The following is a 15577-nucleotide window of genomic DNA, read 5'->3' on the forward strand; positions in this document are numbered from 1 at the left end:
CCGGCGCGGTAGAATCGCGCCATTGCCGTTTTTGCCTGGAGTCCCCCCTGCCGATGCCCGCCCTCCACCACTTCGTCACGCCGCCCGCCGAGCCGATCAAAAGCCAGATCCTGCAAATGGTGGTCGATTACCTGACCGACATCAGCAGCGTCGCCCTGCCGCCGAGCAACCCGCTGTACAGCCTGTACCAGTACGGCATTGGCTTCGAAGTGCACCTGTACCTGGAGGCCATGGACGGTTCGCGCGGCATCCCGGTCGAGCTGATCGTGGCCATGGACCTCGACGATCCCGAGCAGGTGGTGGGCTTTTTGCTCTATCTGCCGCTCAAGGATGATCCGCAGGCCTGCTCGGTGGCCTACCTCGCCGTGCAGGCCAGCCACCGTCGCCAGGGGATTGCCCGGGCCATGCTCGCGCAGATGACCGCGCGCTATCCGCAGGCCGAGCTCGGCTGCGTGGCCGCCAAGGTGCCGGTGTTCGAAGCCCTGGGCTTTCAGGTAACTGGCGCGCGCGGCCCGCAGGTATTGATGAACACCCGCGCCGAGCCCAGCACCGGCATGGCGGCGGTGCTCGACGTGGCGCCGATCTACCGCACCCTGGAGGTGCAGCAGATCCACAGCTACCTGCTCAAGCAGCACGGCAAGCGGGCGATGGTCGATGCCGAGAAACAGCGCGACCGCCATCTTGACCAGCTCAGCCGCAAAGCCCGGGCCCTGGCCCTGGAACGCCTGGGTGAAGGGCCGTGGCTGGAGGGTGGGCGCGGCTTGCGGCTGGTCTAGCTTTTCACGACCTGGCTCATCAGCACCTGCAGCACGAAGCCGGTGCCCTGCTCCACCTCCCCCTGGCGGCAGGCGATACCCAGGTGCCGCCACAGCCCCGGGCGCAACGGGCGCCTGCAGATTCGCGGATCATGCTCCGGGGCCGCCGATTCATGGGGTAGCAAGGTCGCACCGTAGCCCGCCGCTACCAGGCTTTTTACCGCGTCGTTGTAGTTGAGCTGGATACGCGCCGGCGGTTGCAGGCCGGCGCTGGCAAACCATTCGCTGGTGACCCGCGACAACTGGGTGCTGCTGTCGTTGAGGATCAGCGCCCGGCTGGCCAGCCATGCCGGGCTGATCCGCGCCGGCGGTGACCAGCTGGCGGGGATGAAGGCCATGATCGGATCGCGCCGCCACGGGCGGATCTGAAGGCCCTTGATCGCCGCTTGCGGCAGCGCCACCAGGCCAATATCGAGGCTGCCGTCCTGCAGGCGTGCCAGGGACTCGCTGGAGGTCAGCACCTGTACCTGCACATCGATGCCGGGGTGCTGTACGCCGAGGATGTCCAAAGCCTGCGGCAGCAGGTGAGCAATGGCACCGGTGGACGCGCCCAGGCGTACCCGCCCGGCCAGGCCCTTGACCTGTCGCTGCACATCATCCAGCGCCTGCTCGGCATCGGCCAGCAGGCGCCGGGCGCGTTCGAGCAGGGTTTCACCGATGGCCGTGGGGCGGATCTGCCCGCGCTTGCGCGCCAGCAGCGGCGCACCGATGCGCGCCTCGAGGTCGGCAATGTGCAGGCTGACCGTCGGCGGCGCCAGGTTGAGCGCCCGCGCCGCCTGGGCAAAGGAGCCGAGGTCGGCGATCACCACCAGGGTACGCAGCCGGTCGAGGCTGATCTCGCGCATGGTTGTATCGTTCAGAAAAGATGAAGTTGAGCATCATGATATTCAAATTTTCTTTCGTCCAGCCGCAGGTGAAGATGGCCGCACATTTGTCACCTATGCACGAGAGCCCCCATGCACCAGCCCCTGGTTTTTATCGACGGCGACCAAGGCACCACCGGCCTGCAGATCCACGCCCGCCTCAACGCTCGCAACGACCTGCGCCTGCTGACCCTGCGGGCGGGCGAGCGCAAAAACCTGCACCTGCGCGCCGAAGCCATCAACAGCGCCGACGTGGCCATTCTGTGCCTGCCCGACGACGCCGCCCGTGACGCGGTGGCGGCCATCGTCAACCCGCACGTACGGGTGATCGACGCCAGCTCCGCGCACCGCACCACCCCAGGTTGGGTGTACGGCTTGCCGGAGCTGGACGAACAACAGGCCGTGCGCATCGCCCAGGCCAAGCGGGTCAGCAACCCTGGCTGCTACCCGACTGGCGCCATTGCCTTGTTGCGGCCGTTGATTGGCGCAGGCCTGGTGCCGGTGGACTATCCGCTGACGGTCAACGCGGTGTCGGGTTATTCCGGTGGCGGCCGGACGGCGGTCGAGCGTCATGAAGGACCCGATGCGCAAAACGCCCAGGGCGTGCTGGTGTATGGCTTGCACCTGGACCACAAGCATGTGCCGGAAATCCAGCAGCATGCCGGTTTGTCGCAGCGGCCGGTGTTCGTGCCCAGCTATGGCAGCTACCGCCAGGGCATCGTTCTGACCATCGCCCTGCAGACCCGGCTGCTGCCGCCGGGCGTGAGCGCAGCGCGGTTGCAGGCGTGCCTGGCCGAGCATTACCACGGCGCCCGGTATGTACAGGTGGCGCCGCTGCAGCTGGGCGCCTCAGCGGTGCAACTCGACCCGCAAGCGGTCAACGACAGCAACGACCTGCGCCTGGCGGTGTTTGCCAATGAAGCGCACGGCCAGGTATTGCTGACGGCGGTTTTCGACAACCTCGGCAAGGGTGCGTCGGGGGCGGCGGTGCAGAATCTGGAACTGATGCTGGCGGCGATGGGCTGAGGGCCCAATCGCGGGGCGACCCGACTTGCCCCGCGATAGCTTCACACCACCCGCAACACCCGCAACGGCACCCACCCCGACGCACTCCCCTTGCGACACCACACCCAGCCGTTCAACTGCCGACCACCCTCCAGGCAATCTCCCACGTCCACATCCAGTTCCCGGGCGCAATAATCCTCCAGGGCAACACCCTGATCATCGCCCAGCCGCTCGATCACCGGCCCCGGCACCCAGCCGGCCTGCTGCCCGGGTGTACTGCACAAGTACCACTCATCCCAGCCTTCCTCGCCGTCATAGCACTCGCCAATGTGCAGTGGCGCGCCCCTGGCAAACGTGATGGGCTCGGGGTACTCACTGCGGTGCGCTTCGATCACCATGAACATCACCGGATTTCTCCTCCATTTGAAAATCGACGGCACTGCCGCCATGCTCGGCGGTCTGCCACTTATGCGGATCGCTCAGCAGGGAAGAATATCGTCATGTGTGCAAAACCAGTAGTCAGTGCCAACCCCGCCGGTTGTGTCCGGGTGCGTGGCGCCCGTGAGCACAACCTGAAGAATGTCGACGTCGACATCCCCCGCGATGCGCTGGTGGTGTTCACCGGGGTGTCGGGCTCGGGCAAGTCGTCGCTGGCGTTCTCCACCTTGTATGCCGAAGCCCAGCGCCGCTATTTCGAGTCGGTGGCGCCCTACGCACGGCGCTTGATCGACCAGGTCGGCGTGCCGGCGGTGGACTCCATCGAAGGCCTGCCGCCGGCGGTGGCCCTGCAGCAGCAACGCGGCACACCCAGCGCGCGCTCGTCGGTCGGCAGCGTTACCACCCTGTCGAGCCTGATCCGCATGCTCTACTCGCGCGCCGGCAGTTACCCGCCCGAGCAGCCAATGCTGTTCGCCGAAGACTTCTCGGCCAATACCCCGCAAGGCGCCTGCCCCGAATGCCATGGCCTGGGCCGGGTGTTCGATGTCAGCGAGGCGTCTATGGTGCCCGACCCGTCGCTGACCATCCGCCAACGGGCGGTGGCGTCCTGGCCCATGGCCTGGCAGGGGCAGAACTTGCGCGACATCCTCGTGACCCTCGGCTATGACGTCGACATCCCCTGGCGCGACCTGCCCCAGGAACAGCGCGACTGGATCCTCTTCACCGAAGAAACCCCGACGGTGCCGGTGTACGCCGGCCTGACCCCGGCGCAAACCCGCCAGGCACTCAAGCGCAAGCTCGAACCCAGCTACCAGGGCACCTTCAGCGGAGCCCGGCGCTATGTGCTGCACACCTTCACCCATTCGCAAAGCGCGCTGATGCGCAAACGCGTGTCGGCGTTCATGCGTGCCAGCCCCTGCCCGGCCTGCGCCGGCAAGCGCCTGAAAGCCGAGGCACTGACAGTCACCTTTGCCGGCAAGGACATCGCCGAGCTGTCACGCCTGCCCCTGCTTGATCTGGCCGAACTGCTCAAGACCGTCGCCAATACCGACTACCTCAACCAGCCTGAAGAAGCCGGCGCTGTGCTCAGCCACGCGCAAACCCGCCAGGCCCGCGAGCAACGCGCCGCCCGTGGCGACAACCCCCATGAAGGCGGCGCGGACGTGCGCCACACGCCCAACCTGTCGGTGGAAAAGCGCCTGGCCGCGCAGCGCATCGCCGCCGAGTTGCTCGAGCGCATCAGCACCCTGATCGACCTGGGCCTGGGTTACCTGGACCTGGAGCGCAGCACACCGACTTTGTCGTCGGGCGAGCTGCAACGCTTGCGCCTGGCCACCCAGCTCAATTCGCAGCTGTTCGGGGTGATCTACGTGCTCGACGAGCCCTCCGCCGGGCTGCACCCGGCCGATAGCGAAGCGCTGTTCGCGGCCTTGCAGCGGCTCAAGCAGGCGGGCAATTCGGTGTATGTGGTCGAGCATGACCTGGACACCATGCGTCGCGCCGACTGGCTGGTGGACGTCGGCCCGGACGCCGGCGAGCACGGCGGCCAGGTGCTGTACAGCGGCCCGCCGGCAGGCCTGGCCAAGATTGAGGCCTCGCGCACCCGCACCTACCTGTTCAACGACAAGCTTCCCGAGGCTCGCCAACCGCGCACGCCCCAGGCCTGGCTGCAACTTGAAGGCATTACCCGCAATAACCTCGAGCAACTGGCGGTAGCCTTCCCGCTCGGCTGCTTCAGCGCGGTCACCGGGATTTCCGGTTCGGGCAAGTCGAGCCTGGTCAGTCAGGCGCTGCTCGACCTGCTCGGCGAGCACCTGGGCCAGGCCCGCAGCCAGGAAGAAGCACCAGAACAGAGCCTGGAAGACGAACCCGAACAAACCAGCGACGGCTGGATCAGCGCCGGCCTTGAGCATATCCGCCGCCTGGTGCCGGTGGACCAGAAGCCCATCGGCCGTACGCCGCGCTCGAACCTGGCGACCTATACCGGCCTGTTCGATCACGTGCGCAAGCTGTTTGCGGCAACGCCCGAAGCGCAAGCACAAGGCTTCGATGCCGGACAGTTCTCGTTCAACGTTGCCAAGGGGCGCTGCGAAACGTGTGAAGGCGAAGGCTTTGTCAGCGTCGAGCTGCTGTTCATGCCCAGCGTCTATGCGCCCTGCCCGACCTGCCATGGCGACCGCTACAACCCCCAGACCCTGGCCATCACCTGGCAAGAGTTGAACATTGCCCAGGTACTGCAACTGACGGTCGATCAGGCCAGCCAGCGCTTCGCTGAACAGCCCGCCATCAGCCGTGCCCTGCGGGTACTGCAGGACATCGGCCTGGGCTATTTGCGCCTGGGCCAGCCGGCCACCGAGCTGTCGGGCGGCGAGGCCCAGCGCATCAAGCTGGCCACCGAGCTGCAACGCCTGGCGCGTGGCGCCACCCTCTACGTGCTGGACGAACCCACCACCGGCCTGCACCCACAGGACATCGACCGTTTGCTGGTGCAACTGCAGCGTCTGGTCGAGGCCGGGCATACGGTGATCGTGGTCGAGCACGACATGCGTGTGGTGGCCCAGAGCGACTGGGTGATCGATATCGGCCCCGGAGCCGGTAGTGCCGGCGGCAAGCTGGTGGTCAGCGGGCCACCGGCGCAGGTCGCGGCGTGTGAGCAGAGCCGCACGGCGGGATTCCTGGCCAGGGCGCTGGCTTGCGCTGAGGAAATTACGTAGCATCCTGCGCTTTTTGCCCCGCCAGCACCCCGCTGCCGGGCCGCTCTTCAGGTAGGTCATGAGAACAACCCCGCTTCGCGCCGATGTCCTGGCAGGACTCACCACAGCCTTCGCCCTGGTGCCCGAGTGCATCGCTTTTGCCCTGGTGGCGCACCTCAACCCGCTGATGGGCCTGTATGGCGCCTTCATCATCTGCACCCTGACTGCCCTGCTCGGCGGGCGGCCGGGGATGATTTCCGGCGCGGCCGGCTCCATGGCCGTGGTCATCGTCGCCCTGGTGGTCACCCACGGCGTGCAGTACCTGCTGGCCACGGTGCTGCTCGGCGGGCTGATCATGATCGCCTTCGGCCTGCTGCGCCTGGGCAAGCTGGTGCGCATGGTGCCGTATTCGGTGATGCTCGGTTTCGTCAACGGCCTGGCGATCATCATTGCCCTGGCCCAGCTTGAGCACTTCAAGGCCGATGGCGCCTGGCTCAGCGGTGCACCGCTGTACCTAATGCTGGGGCTGGTGGCGCTGACCATGGCCGTCGTCTACCTGCTGCCGCGCCTGACCCGCAGCGTGCCGCCGGCGTTGATCGCCATTCTCGGCGTCGGTGCCGGCGTCTACCTGCTCGACCTGCCGACCCGCACCCTCGGCGATCTTGCCCACATCGCCGGTGGCCTGCCGGCCTGGAGCTGGCCGCAGGTGCCGTGGAACCTCGAAACCCTGCAGGTCATCGCCCCCTACGCGCTGCTCATGGCCCTGGTCGGCCTGCTGGAAACCCTGCTGACCCTGAACCTCACCGACGAGATCACCGAAACCCGCGGCCACCCCGACCGCGAATGCGTGGCCCTGGGCGTGGCCAACATGACCAGCGGGCTGTTCGGCGGCATGGGCGGTTGCGCGATGATCGGCCAGACCGCCATCAACCTGAGCTCCGGCGGCCGTGGACGGCTGTCGGGGGTGGTTGCCGGGGTGATGATCCTGATGTTCGTGCTGTTCCTCTCGCCGCTGATCGAGCGCATTCCGCTGGCAGCACTGGTCGGGGTGATGTTCGTGGTGGCCCAGCAGACGTTTTCCTGGGCATCGTTGCGAGTGCTGCACAAGGTGCCGGTCAACGATGTGCTGGCGATCATCGCCGTGACCCTGGTCACGGTGTTTACCGACCTTGCCACTGCGGTGCTATGCGGCATCGTCATCGCCGCGCTCAACTTTGCCTGGCAACAGGCCCGCGAGCTGTATGCCGACAGCCATGACGAGAGCGACGGCAGCAAGCTGTACAAGGTCCACGGCACGCTGTTCTTCGCCTCGACCACGCCGTTCCTCAACCAGTTCGACCCGGCCAATGACCCGGCCCGGGTGACCCTCGACTGCCGCCACCTGAACGTTGTCGACTACTCGGCGATTGCCGCGCTCAAAACCTTGCGCGAGCGCTACAGCAACAACGGCAAGCACCTGCGCGTGGTACACCTGTCCGAGCGCTGCAAGCAACTGCTCAAGCGTGCCGGGCTTGAGCATTAAGCTGCATCAGGGCGCGCCGAACATCGCCGTCCAGTAGATCCCGGCGTCGCTTTTGGGATCGACCGCGTAAGCCGCGCCCAGCTCGCTGAACTGCGGGCTCATCAGGTTGGCGCAGTGACCGGGGCTGGCCAGCCAGCCATCGACCACCTTGCGCGCGGTGTCCTGCCCGGCGGCGATATTCTCGCCGACCTGCTGGCCGGCATACCCGGCAAGTTCGGCGCGGTCCCCCGGGGTGCGACCGTCGCGGTCCTTGTGGTCGAAGAAGTTGTTGTTGGCCATGGCCCGCGTGTGGCTTTCGGCGGCGCCGGCCAGGGTCGCGTTCCAGGCCAGCGGCGTGGTGGCGTTGAACGGCTGGCCGCCGCACTGGCGGGCCTGGCTGCGCGCGGTGTTGATCATCTCCAGAACCTTCTGCCCTTCGGCCTGCACGTCGCCCAGGCGCCCGGCCAGCAACGGCCGCGCCAGCACGATGCGCCAGTCGCGGCCCTCGCGGCTGACACCGACATCGACGAACTGCGGGTCGAGCACCACCTGGCAGAAGCTTTCGCGCACCGCCTGCATCGCCGTCTGCGCATCGCGCGGCCCGGACAGGCTGATGGCCTGGACGTTGACCATCGGGTAGCTCTTTTGCGCCAAAGCCTCGCGCAGGTCGCCCATGCTGTTGGCTGGTAACACCAGGCGTGGATCGCTGGCCAGCGGCGGCAGCTCCATCGACCCCTGGCCTGCGCAACGCTGGGCCTGGCTGCGGTAGGCGTTGATCGACTCGATCAGTTGCGACTCGTCGCTGGCCTGGGCGGTCACGCTAAACGCCAGGCCCAGCGACAACAACGCCAGCGATGCAACAGGTGAAGTGACGCGCATGGAGATCTCCCTTGAACGGACTGCATAGATGATGCCCGAAGTTGCCCGTCGTCTGACAGCGGGAATGTTTTGAGTTCCCCGCGGTCGATCCTGTAACGGGAAGTTCCACTCCCAAGGCAATCAAAGGTTCGAGCATGCGCCTGCTAACAATTGCAACTTGCCTGGTACTGACGTTCTCCAGCGCCGTGGCACTTGCGGCCGACTCCAAGGCCCAGGTGGCCGAAGAAAAAGCCCAGGTGCTGGAACAAAAAGCCGCCAGCCACCCCGATGCCCCACCCGCGCCCAAATCCCAAGCCATCACCAAGACCGAAGTCCAGGCCGTCGACCCGGCGGGTGAGGCCGCGCTCGATGACGCCATTACCTGCCTGGCGCGCAGCATCTACTGGGAGTCCAAGGGCGGTAAATCCGCCGACATGGAGGCGGTGGCCAACGTAGTGATGAACCGGGTCGGCCACCAGGGTTTTCCCGATTCGGTCTGCGGCGTAGTCAAACAAGGCTCGGAGACCGGCGCCTGCCAGTTCTCCTGGTGGTGCGATGGGCGCTCGGACGCTGTCCAGGAAGAGGTGCGCTACACCCTGGCCAAGGAAATCGCGCGCAAGGCGCTGAACAAGCAACTGCCTGACCGAACCGGTGGCGCCCTGTACTTCCACGACCGCCATGTACGGCCCAACTGGTCGAAGACCTTCGCCAGGACCGCGCAGACCAGCGAGTTCCTGTTCTACAAGCCGCGCAACGGCGAGTCGCACTAGCTCAATAGAAGTCGTAGTAGATCGTCCACTCGCCTGTGTCGCGGTGCTTGAAGAACATCAGGCTGCCGCTGTCGACCACGTTGAGGTTGATCTTGGCATCGGATGAAACCTGGAAGACGAACTCGAAGCCGTCGCCCGGGTACACGCCCGACTGGCAGAACGACGGATAGCCGCCGATCTTGTGCTCGTAGGCGTGGGTGATGACCTCGTAATAACACTCGATGTCCCCTGCCCGTTCGAGCTTGACGATTTCCGTGACCAGTTCATCCGGCACGCCGCCACCATCCCACAGCGGATAGTCTTCGGCGAGTTTTTCAGCGCGCAGCGGGAAGGCCTTGAGAAAGGAGTTGGCGACCGGCAGGTCCTTGCGCACCAGCTCGTCGTCGGCGCGGTATTCGCGGATCAGCCAGTTGTTGCCCATGGGCTCGAACTCATCCGGGAACGGGTAGCCGACGAACAGGGTGAGGACGCGGATATCCTTGAGCGCCGGGCTGCTGAACGGCAGGCTGGGCAGGTGGAACTGGGCCATGGGCAGCAGTTGCTCACCGGCGGCGTTGGTCGGTACGCCTTCGTCGGGGCGGTAGAGGAAGACCCGGCCGAGCCAGCTTTCTTCATCGCTGTCGGTGGGTCGAAAACCGCCGGCGAAAAAGCGCGTGGCGGGTTTGGCCAGGCGTTGTTTGATTGTTTCAATGTCCATATTGACCTCGATGTTCCTGATAAAAGTTGTGCCTGTTCCGGCCTCTGCGAGCGCTTCGCGCTCGATCGCCGGCAAGGCCGGCTCCCACAGGTCCGGCGTACATGATCCACTAACTGCGCATAACCATCGCCTTGATGGTCTCGAACAACTCCTGCTGCGCCTGCTCCGCCGTAATCTCACCGTTCGCCGCAGAATGAGACAACGCCTCGGCCGCGCCGATCATCGCCCGCAATCCCGCGACGCCAATCTCGCCACGGCCACTGAACGGCTCCAGCAGCGCCCGGCACTTGCCCATGAACACCGCCTCGTACTCGCGCTTGATCTGCTCAAGCTCTGGCGAGCTGGCCAGCGCGGCGTTCACTCCGGGTATCTCGCGGCCCTGGGTCAAAACGCAATCGACATAGGAGCAGGCGATAACCGACGCGATGCTCTCGAGCGTCGGCTCGCAGGCGGCCAGGGCGGCATCCATCACCGCGGTCTGGCGCTCGTCGTAACACTGGTACAGCGCCGCCAGCAAGCCTGAGCGAGTACCAAAATGGTCATACACCACCGGCTTGGTGACCCCGGCCAACTCGGCCAGACGCCCCAGAGTCAGGGCTTCGGTGCCTTCTTCACGGACCAGGCGCCAGGCCACTTCCAGCAGCTGTTGCTTACGGTCTTCGCGCGACAGGCGCCGACGCGGTTGAGGATCGCTTGACATGCTTACCTACCAAAAGTAACTTACTAAAAGTAACTTATGCCCAGCTTACAAGTTTCACCCTTTCCCCGCAATCCGCAGGAGCCCTTGCCATGCACGCGCTTGTTGTTGTCGCTCATCATGATCCACGCTCGCTCACCCACAGCCTGGCCACCAAGGTAGTCGAGGGGTTGCTGGAAAACGGCCATAGCGCCGAGCTCGCCGACCTGTTCGCCGAAGGTTTCAACCCGGTGTTCGGCGCCGCCGACCACGCGGTTCACCACCGCACTGCAGCGCCTGGCGCCGATGTGCTGGCCGAGCAGGCGCGCATTGACCGCAGCGATGCGCTGGTGCTGGTGTTTCCGGTGTATTGGTGGTCGATGCCGGCGCTGCTCAAGGGCTGGATCGACCGGGTGTTCAGCAATGGCTGGGCGTTCGATTTCAGCACCGAGGCGCCAATGGTGAAAATGCTGGGCCGCTTGAACGTGCACCTGGTGGGCGTTGGCGGCGCCGATGCCGCGACTTTCAGCAAGCATGGTTACGGGCAGGCGATGAAAACCCAGATCGACCACGGCATCTTCGATTACTGCGGCGCCCGGGTGGCGAGCTCGACCCTGCTGCTGGAATCGGAAAACACCGACCCCAGCGCCCACCTGCAGCGCATGTTCGAGCACGGCCGCAGGTTGTTCGCCGAAGTCGCCGAGCCCGCCTGAAGCGCCTTACTTGCTGTCGCGGCGCTCGTTGATCCACTTCACCACCTGGGTGGAAAACTCCGCCGGCGCCTTGCGCCCCAGGCGCCGCGACAGGTCGAGGATAGTCTGCTGGGCCAGGGCTTCTTCCATGCGTTTTTGCGCGGTGAGCATCACCGCGTGAATGGCACAGGTGCCATCGATGGCCCAGGCCGGCGGCGCGCCGTCGAACAAGGTGCAGCGGTCGCGCACGTCGCGGCAATCGAAGATCGCCTTGTGCCCGTCGATGGCCGTGACGATATCCAGCACGGTGATTTCATCCGCCGGCCGGGCCAGCCGGAAACCACCCCGCACACCCTCGGTGGCCACCACCAGCCTGGCCTTGGCCAGCTTGGTAAAGACCTTGGCCAGGTATTCATGGGGCACCCCCTGCAGCTCGGCCAGGTCACGCACGCTGGCTTCACGGCTTTCGCCCAGGTCGTCGACCAGAAACAGCAGGCAGTGCAAGCCGTACTCGACGCCGGCGCTATACAGGGACATGACCATCTCCGACTTGATTTGTCGCCAATACTAGCAGCTCACCCTGACCACCAGCAAACCTAAGTCTTAACCCATAGGCGTTAAGAAAATGCTTGCGCCATTTAACTACGACCAATACAGTCGTAGTTATCCGGCGCAGGCAACATAACCTTGCGTCCGGCAAACAACAGCCCTTTTTTCTCGGAGCAGAACATGAAACAGCACATCCTGATCATCGGCGCCGGCTTCGGCGGTATGTGGAGCGCCCTCAGCGCCAGCCGCCTGCTGGACCAGCACGGGCGCAACGATGTCACTGTCAGCGTGCTCGCCCCGCAAGCCGAACTGCGCATCCGCCCACGCTTCTACGAAACCGCTGTGCAGCAGTTGAAAGCGCCGCTGGCCGAGCTGTTTACTGCGGTGGGGGTGAACTTCATCCAGGGCGCGGTGGACCAGATTGATGTGGTCGAAAAACGCGTCGGCTACCGCGACGGCCAGGGCCGCCCGCAGGTGCTGGGCTACGATCGGCTGGTCATGGCCAGCGGTAGCGGTGTGGTCCGCCCAGCGCTGGCCGGGCTTGAGCAGTACGCCTTCGACGTCGACCAGATCGAATCGGCCAGCCGCCTGGAGCAGCACATCGAAGCCCTGACCCAGCGGCCTGCATCAAAGGCGCGCAATACCGTGGTAGTGGCCGGCGGCGGCTTCACCGGGATCGAGACCGCCACCGAAATGCCCGCCCGCCTGCGCGCGGTGCTCGGCGAAGATGCCCAGGTGCAGGTGATCATCGTCGATCGCGGCAACAAGATCGGCGCCGCCCTGGGCGAAGGCATCAGCCCGGCAATCATCGAAGCCTGCACGGCGCTGGGGGTCGAGTGGCGCCTGAATGCCTCGGTAGCCGCCGTCGATGCCGGCGGCGTGACCCTCGCCGATGGCCAGCGCATCGAGGCCAGCACCGTGGTCTGGACCGTCGGTGTGCGCGCCAGTTCACTTACCGAACAAGTGCCCGGGCAACGCGATAACCATGGCCGCCTGCATGTCGATGGCAACCTCAAGGTCCTTGGCCAGGAACATATATTCGCCACCGGCGACGTGGCCTACGCCGCCACCGATGACCTGGGCAACCACGCCTTGATGACCTGCCAGCACGCCATCGCCCTGGGCCGCCACTCGGGCAACAACGTCGCCGCCGACCTGCTTGGCGTCGAGCCGACGCCGTACCGCCAGCCCAAGTACGTCACCTGCCTGGACCTGGGGGCCTGGGGCGCGGTGTACACCGAGGGTTGGGAGCGTGAGGTGAAGCTGATCAAGGACGAAGCCAAGACCCTCAAGCAGCAGATCAACTCGGTGTGGATCTACCCGCCGGCAGCCGATCGGGCGGTTGCCCTGGCGGCGGCCGATCCGCTGATTCCGGTTGTGGCCTGAACGGCTCAGGCGTGTGACAGCAACGGGAACATCAGCCTGGCGTCTTCGATAAATTGGCCGGCCTGGCCGAGCACGAACAGGCTGTCATCCGAGACCAGCGGCTGCGCCTCGAAGCCGCTGCTATCGAGCGGCGCAAACCCCAGCACCACCCGGGTGGTCTGGGGCGTGCGCAGTTCAGCGATCAGTGCCTTGAGGTCGAGGGCACGCCTTGCGAACACCTCGAAAAGCGTCATCACCCCGTCGACGATTTCCATCACCACATAGGCCTGCAGTGCTGGCGAGTAGTGAACGCAGTCTTTGAAAAACGACGTGCAATAGAACATCGTCTGGTCAGGGTTGCTGCACATCGCCAGGCGTGCAACGGGCACGGCACTGTCAACCGCGCTGATGAAGCGCTGGCGCTCGAGCAGGTCGTCCATGTCGACCCGGAGGAAGCTGCAAGGCCTGTCCGATGGGGTTAGCGCCGCGCTGTATTCATGTTCGAGCACCCGCGCAAAACCGAATTTCGGGTAGTAATCCAGCACCGTGTCGTTGGCAAACAGGTAGATCAGTTCGCACTGGCCCTGCCATCTGTCCAGCACCCGCTCCAGCAGCACGCGGCTCAGGCCTTTGCCGCGATACTCCGGCGCAACCATCACGGTACCTAGCTGGATGCCTTGCTTGTGCTCACCGAACACCTCGAAGTGCATGAGGTTGACCGAGATGTTGGCGACGATGCGCCCGTCATGGGCCAACGCCCACGGCTGGTAGCCTTCGCCCCAATAGCCGTCCTGGTACCACTGTTCGAAATCGAATTCGAAGGTCTGGTGGGTCAAGGCGTTGAAGCTGGCGCGCATCCGGGTATCGTCCTTGAAGTTTTCCAGCAGGCTGAACTGCTGGCCTGCGATCGACAGGTCCATGCGCATTTCTCTTGGTTTTTTGTCTGGCCGCCACCCTATTACTGCGGCCAGGAACAATCTGTAGGTAAATTGTAAAGCGGGCCGGACGCGGGTGATTGCACCTTGCCTCTCCGCACAGGTAAGATTGAGAACGATTCACACTCACACCTTCGGGAACGCCAACCGGTGCCAACCTCCTCCACCCGCAAGCTGGGCTTCTTTTTCAGCGACCATCACCGGTGGCTTCTGCAGCATATCCACCAACGCCTGCGCAACCGCGCCGATGCCGAAGACACCGCCGCCGAGACCTTCTGCCAGATGCTCGCCGCCCAGGTCGACCCGGCCAGCATCCAGCAGCCGCGCGCCTACCTGTCGACCATCGCCCGCCGGCTGATCTTCGACCGCCATCGCCGGCGCCAGCTGGAGCTGGCCTACCTGGAACGCTTGTCGGCGCTGCCCGAGCCATTGGCGCCCTCCCCCGAAGAACAACTGCTGCTGATCGAAGCGTTGGTCAGCATCGACCAGGTGCTCGACGGCCTGCCGATGATCGTCAAGGCCACCTTCCTCTACAGCCAGCTCGACGGCATGAGCTACGTCGATATCGCGCGCAAGCTCGACATCTCCGAGCGCACGGTCAGCCGCTACATGAAGCAGGCCCTGAGCCAGTGCTACCTCAGCGAGCTGGCGCCATGAGCCAGCGCCGCCTCGAGCCCAGCGCCGAAGCCGCCATCGACTGGATGGTGCGCCTGAGCGCCGGCAACACCGACGCCCAGCTCAACAGCGAGTTCAGCAACTGGCTGGGCAGCGACCCGGCCCACGCCCAGGCCTGGGCACGCTTGCAGGAGCGTCTGGGTGGCGCCTGCCAGACCGTGCGCAACTTCGAGCGCCGCGCCCCCGGCCAGGCCGGTGAGGCGCGCCAATTGCTGCTGCAAACCCATGGCTCGCGGCGCGAACTGCTGCGCGCTTTCGTCGGTATCGGCGTGCTCGGCGGTGGCCTGTGGCTGGGCGCGCGCAGTGAGGTCGGCCAAGAGCTGCTGGCCGATTTGCGCACCGCCAAGGGCGAGCGCCGCGACTTCACCCTGGCCGATGGCAGCCGCCTGAGTTTGAATGCCGGCAGCGCCGTCGACCTGCAGTTCGATGGTCAGCAGCGGTTGGTGATACTGCGCCGTGGCGAGCTGATCATCCAGGTCGCCGCCGACCCGCAGCGGCCGTTGCGGGTGCGTAGCGCCCAGGGTGAAATGCGCGCCCTGGGCACGCGCTTTCTGGTCAGCCAGCAAGCCCAGGCCACGCGTCTGGTGGTGCTTGAGCATTCGGTACGCGCGCGGCTGTTCAACGGCAGCGAACTGGACGTGCAGGAAGGTCAGGCCGCGCTGCTGCATGGCGAACGCATCGAAGCCCTGGGCAATGACGAGCGTCAGCGCGCCGACTGGCTCAGCGGGCGCCTGAATGTGCTGGATGACTCCCTCGAGTCAGTGGTCGAGGCGCTGCGCCCTTACTACCGTGGGTTTGTTCGGGTTGAACCCGAGGTGCGCGGGCTGCGCGTGCAGGGGGTGTTCCCGCTCGACGAACCGCAGCGGGCCTTCGCCGCACTGGCCGAAACCCTGCCGGTCAAGGTCGATCAGTACAGCCCGTGGCTGACGCTGATTCGGGCGAAAACCCCGCTGCAAAAATAATTTATGCAAATCACTCGTATTTGTGTCCGGTTTTCATTTCTCATCGCACCTATCTCCTGACACGCCAACATAATCAGGAGAAT

General features: G+C 65.2%; 16 protein-coding genes. 9 read left to right on the plus strand and 7 right to left on the minus strand.

Annotated features, from left to right (window positions below; all coding sequences use genetic code 11):
- The first annotated feature begins 53 nt into the window (after positions 1–53).
- Entirely contained in the window at positions 54–776 is a 723-nt protein-coding gene (locus tag ABIE20_RS10465; protein ID WP_429504949.1) for a GNAT family N-acetyltransferase, read from the plus strand.
- Here ABIE20_RS10465 and ABIE20_RS10470 read toward each other — a convergent pair.
- On the minus strand, positions 773–1660 hold the full coding sequence (locus ABIE20_RS10470) for a LysR family transcriptional regulator (protein ID WP_429504950.1): 888 nt from the start codon (positions 1658–1660) through the stop codon (positions 773–775). The genes ABIE20_RS10465 and ABIE20_RS10470 overlap by 4 nt on opposite strands.
- 111 nt (positions 1661–1771) lie before the next feature.
- Here ABIE20_RS10470 and argC point away from each other — a divergent pair, with 111 nt between their 5' ends.
- Positions 1772–2704, plus strand: a complete 933-nt coding sequence (gene argC, locus ABIE20_RS10475) for an N-acetyl-gamma-glutamyl-phosphate reductase (RefSeq protein ID WP_429504952.1) — start codon at positions 1772–1774, stop codon at positions 2702–2704.
- Positions 2705–2745: 41 nt separating this feature from the next.
- On the opposite strand, the gene ABIE20_RS10480 is transcribed toward argC, so the two are convergent.
- Positions 2746–3087 (minus strand): SH3 domain-containing protein, encoded by a 342-nt coding sequence (locus tag ABIE20_RS10480; protein WP_429504954.1) that lies wholly within the window; start codon positions 3085–3087, stop codon positions 2746–2748.
- Positions 3088–3183: 96 nt separating this feature from the next.
- Here ABIE20_RS10480 and ABIE20_RS10485 point away from each other — a divergent pair, with 96 nt between their 5' ends.
- Complete coding sequence (locus ABIE20_RS10485) at positions 3184–5835, plus strand: excinuclease ABC subunit A (RefSeq protein WP_429504956.1); 2652 nt, start codon at positions 3184–3186, stop codon at positions 5833–5835.
- Between the two features lie 58 nt (positions 5836–5893).
- Positions 5894–7336: a SulP family inorganic anion transporter gene (locus tag ABIE20_RS10490; protein ID WP_429504958.1), complete on the plus strand. Its 1443-nt coding sequence runs from the start codon at positions 5894–5896 to the stop codon at positions 7334–7336.
- A 6-nt stretch (positions 7337–7342) separates the two neighbouring features.
- On the opposite strand, the gene ABIE20_RS10495 is transcribed toward ABIE20_RS10490, so the two are convergent.
- The gene (locus ABIE20_RS10495; protein WP_429504960.1) at positions 7343–8194 is read right to left on the minus strand and encodes a CAP domain-containing protein; all 852 of its coding nucleotides are present in this window, start codon (positions 8192–8194) and stop codon (positions 7343–7345) included.
- 134 nt (positions 8195–8328) lie between these two features.
- Between ABIE20_RS10495 and ABIE20_RS10500 the strand changes: the two genes are divergently transcribed.
- Entirely contained in the window at positions 8329–8943 is a 615-nt protein-coding gene (locus ABIE20_RS10500) for a cell wall hydrolase (RefSeq protein WP_429504962.1), read from the plus strand.
- Between the two features lies 1 nt (position 8944).
- Here the strand turns inward: ABIE20_RS10500 and ABIE20_RS10505 are convergent, their stop codons facing one another.
- Positions 8945–9640, minus strand: a complete 696-nt coding sequence (locus ABIE20_RS10505; protein WP_429504963.1) for a DUF1963 domain-containing protein — start codon at positions 9638–9640, stop codon at positions 8945–8947.
- A gap of 109 nt (positions 9641–9749) precedes the next feature.
- Entirely contained in the window at positions 9750–10340 is a 591-nt protein-coding gene (locus ABIE20_RS10510) for a TetR/AcrR family transcriptional regulator (RefSeq protein WP_429504965.1), read from the minus strand.
- Between the two features lie 89 nt (positions 10341–10429).
- Between ABIE20_RS10510 and ABIE20_RS10515 the strand changes: the two genes are divergently transcribed.
- Complete coding sequence (locus tag ABIE20_RS10515) at positions 10430–11029, plus strand: NAD(P)H-dependent oxidoreductase (protein WP_429504966.1); 600 nt, start codon at positions 10430–10432, stop codon at positions 11027–11029.
- 6 nt (positions 11030–11035) lie between these two features.
- Here ABIE20_RS10515 and ABIE20_RS10520 read toward each other — a convergent pair whose 3' ends face one another.
- Positions 11036–11545, minus strand: a complete 510-nt coding sequence (locus tag ABIE20_RS10520; RefSeq protein WP_045201334.1) for an RrF2 family transcriptional regulator — start codon at positions 11543–11545, stop codon at positions 11036–11038.
- A gap of 192 nt (positions 11546–11737) precedes the next feature.
- Between ABIE20_RS10520 and ABIE20_RS10525 the strand changes: the two genes are divergently transcribed.
- Positions 11738–12943 carry an NAD(P)/FAD-dependent oxidoreductase gene (locus ABIE20_RS10525; protein ID WP_429504969.1) on the plus strand — a complete coding sequence of 402 codons (1206 nt, stop codon included), beginning with the start codon at positions 11738–11740 and terminating at the stop codon, positions 12941–12943.
- A 5-nt stretch (positions 12944–12948) separates the two neighbouring features.
- Here the strand turns inward: ABIE20_RS10525 and ABIE20_RS10530 are convergent, their stop codons facing one another.
- Entirely contained in the window at positions 12949–13842 is an 894-nt protein-coding gene (locus tag ABIE20_RS10530; protein ID WP_429504971.1) for a GNAT family N-acetyltransferase, read from the minus strand.
- A 165-nt stretch (positions 13843–14007) separates the two neighbouring features.
- Here ABIE20_RS10530 and ABIE20_RS10535 point away from each other — a divergent pair, with 165 nt between their 5' ends.
- Positions 14008–14514, plus strand: coding sequence for a sigma-70 family RNA polymerase sigma factor (locus ABIE20_RS10535; RefSeq protein WP_429504973.1), 507 nt, complete (start codon positions 14008–14010; stop codon positions 14512–14514).
- Positions 14511–15494, plus strand: a complete 984-nt coding sequence (locus tag ABIE20_RS10540; protein ID WP_429504975.1) for a FecR domain-containing protein — start codon at positions 14511–14513, stop codon at positions 15492–15494. The genes ABIE20_RS10535 and ABIE20_RS10540 overlap by 4 nt, the downstream gene beginning before the upstream one ends.
- The last annotated feature ends 83 nt before the right edge of the window (positions 15495–15577 follow it).

Source organism: Pseudomonas sp. 2835 (assembly GCF_050435905.1).
Classification (GTDB): domain Bacteria; phylum Pseudomonadota; class Gammaproteobacteria; order Pseudomonadales; family Pseudomonadaceae; genus Aquipseudomonas.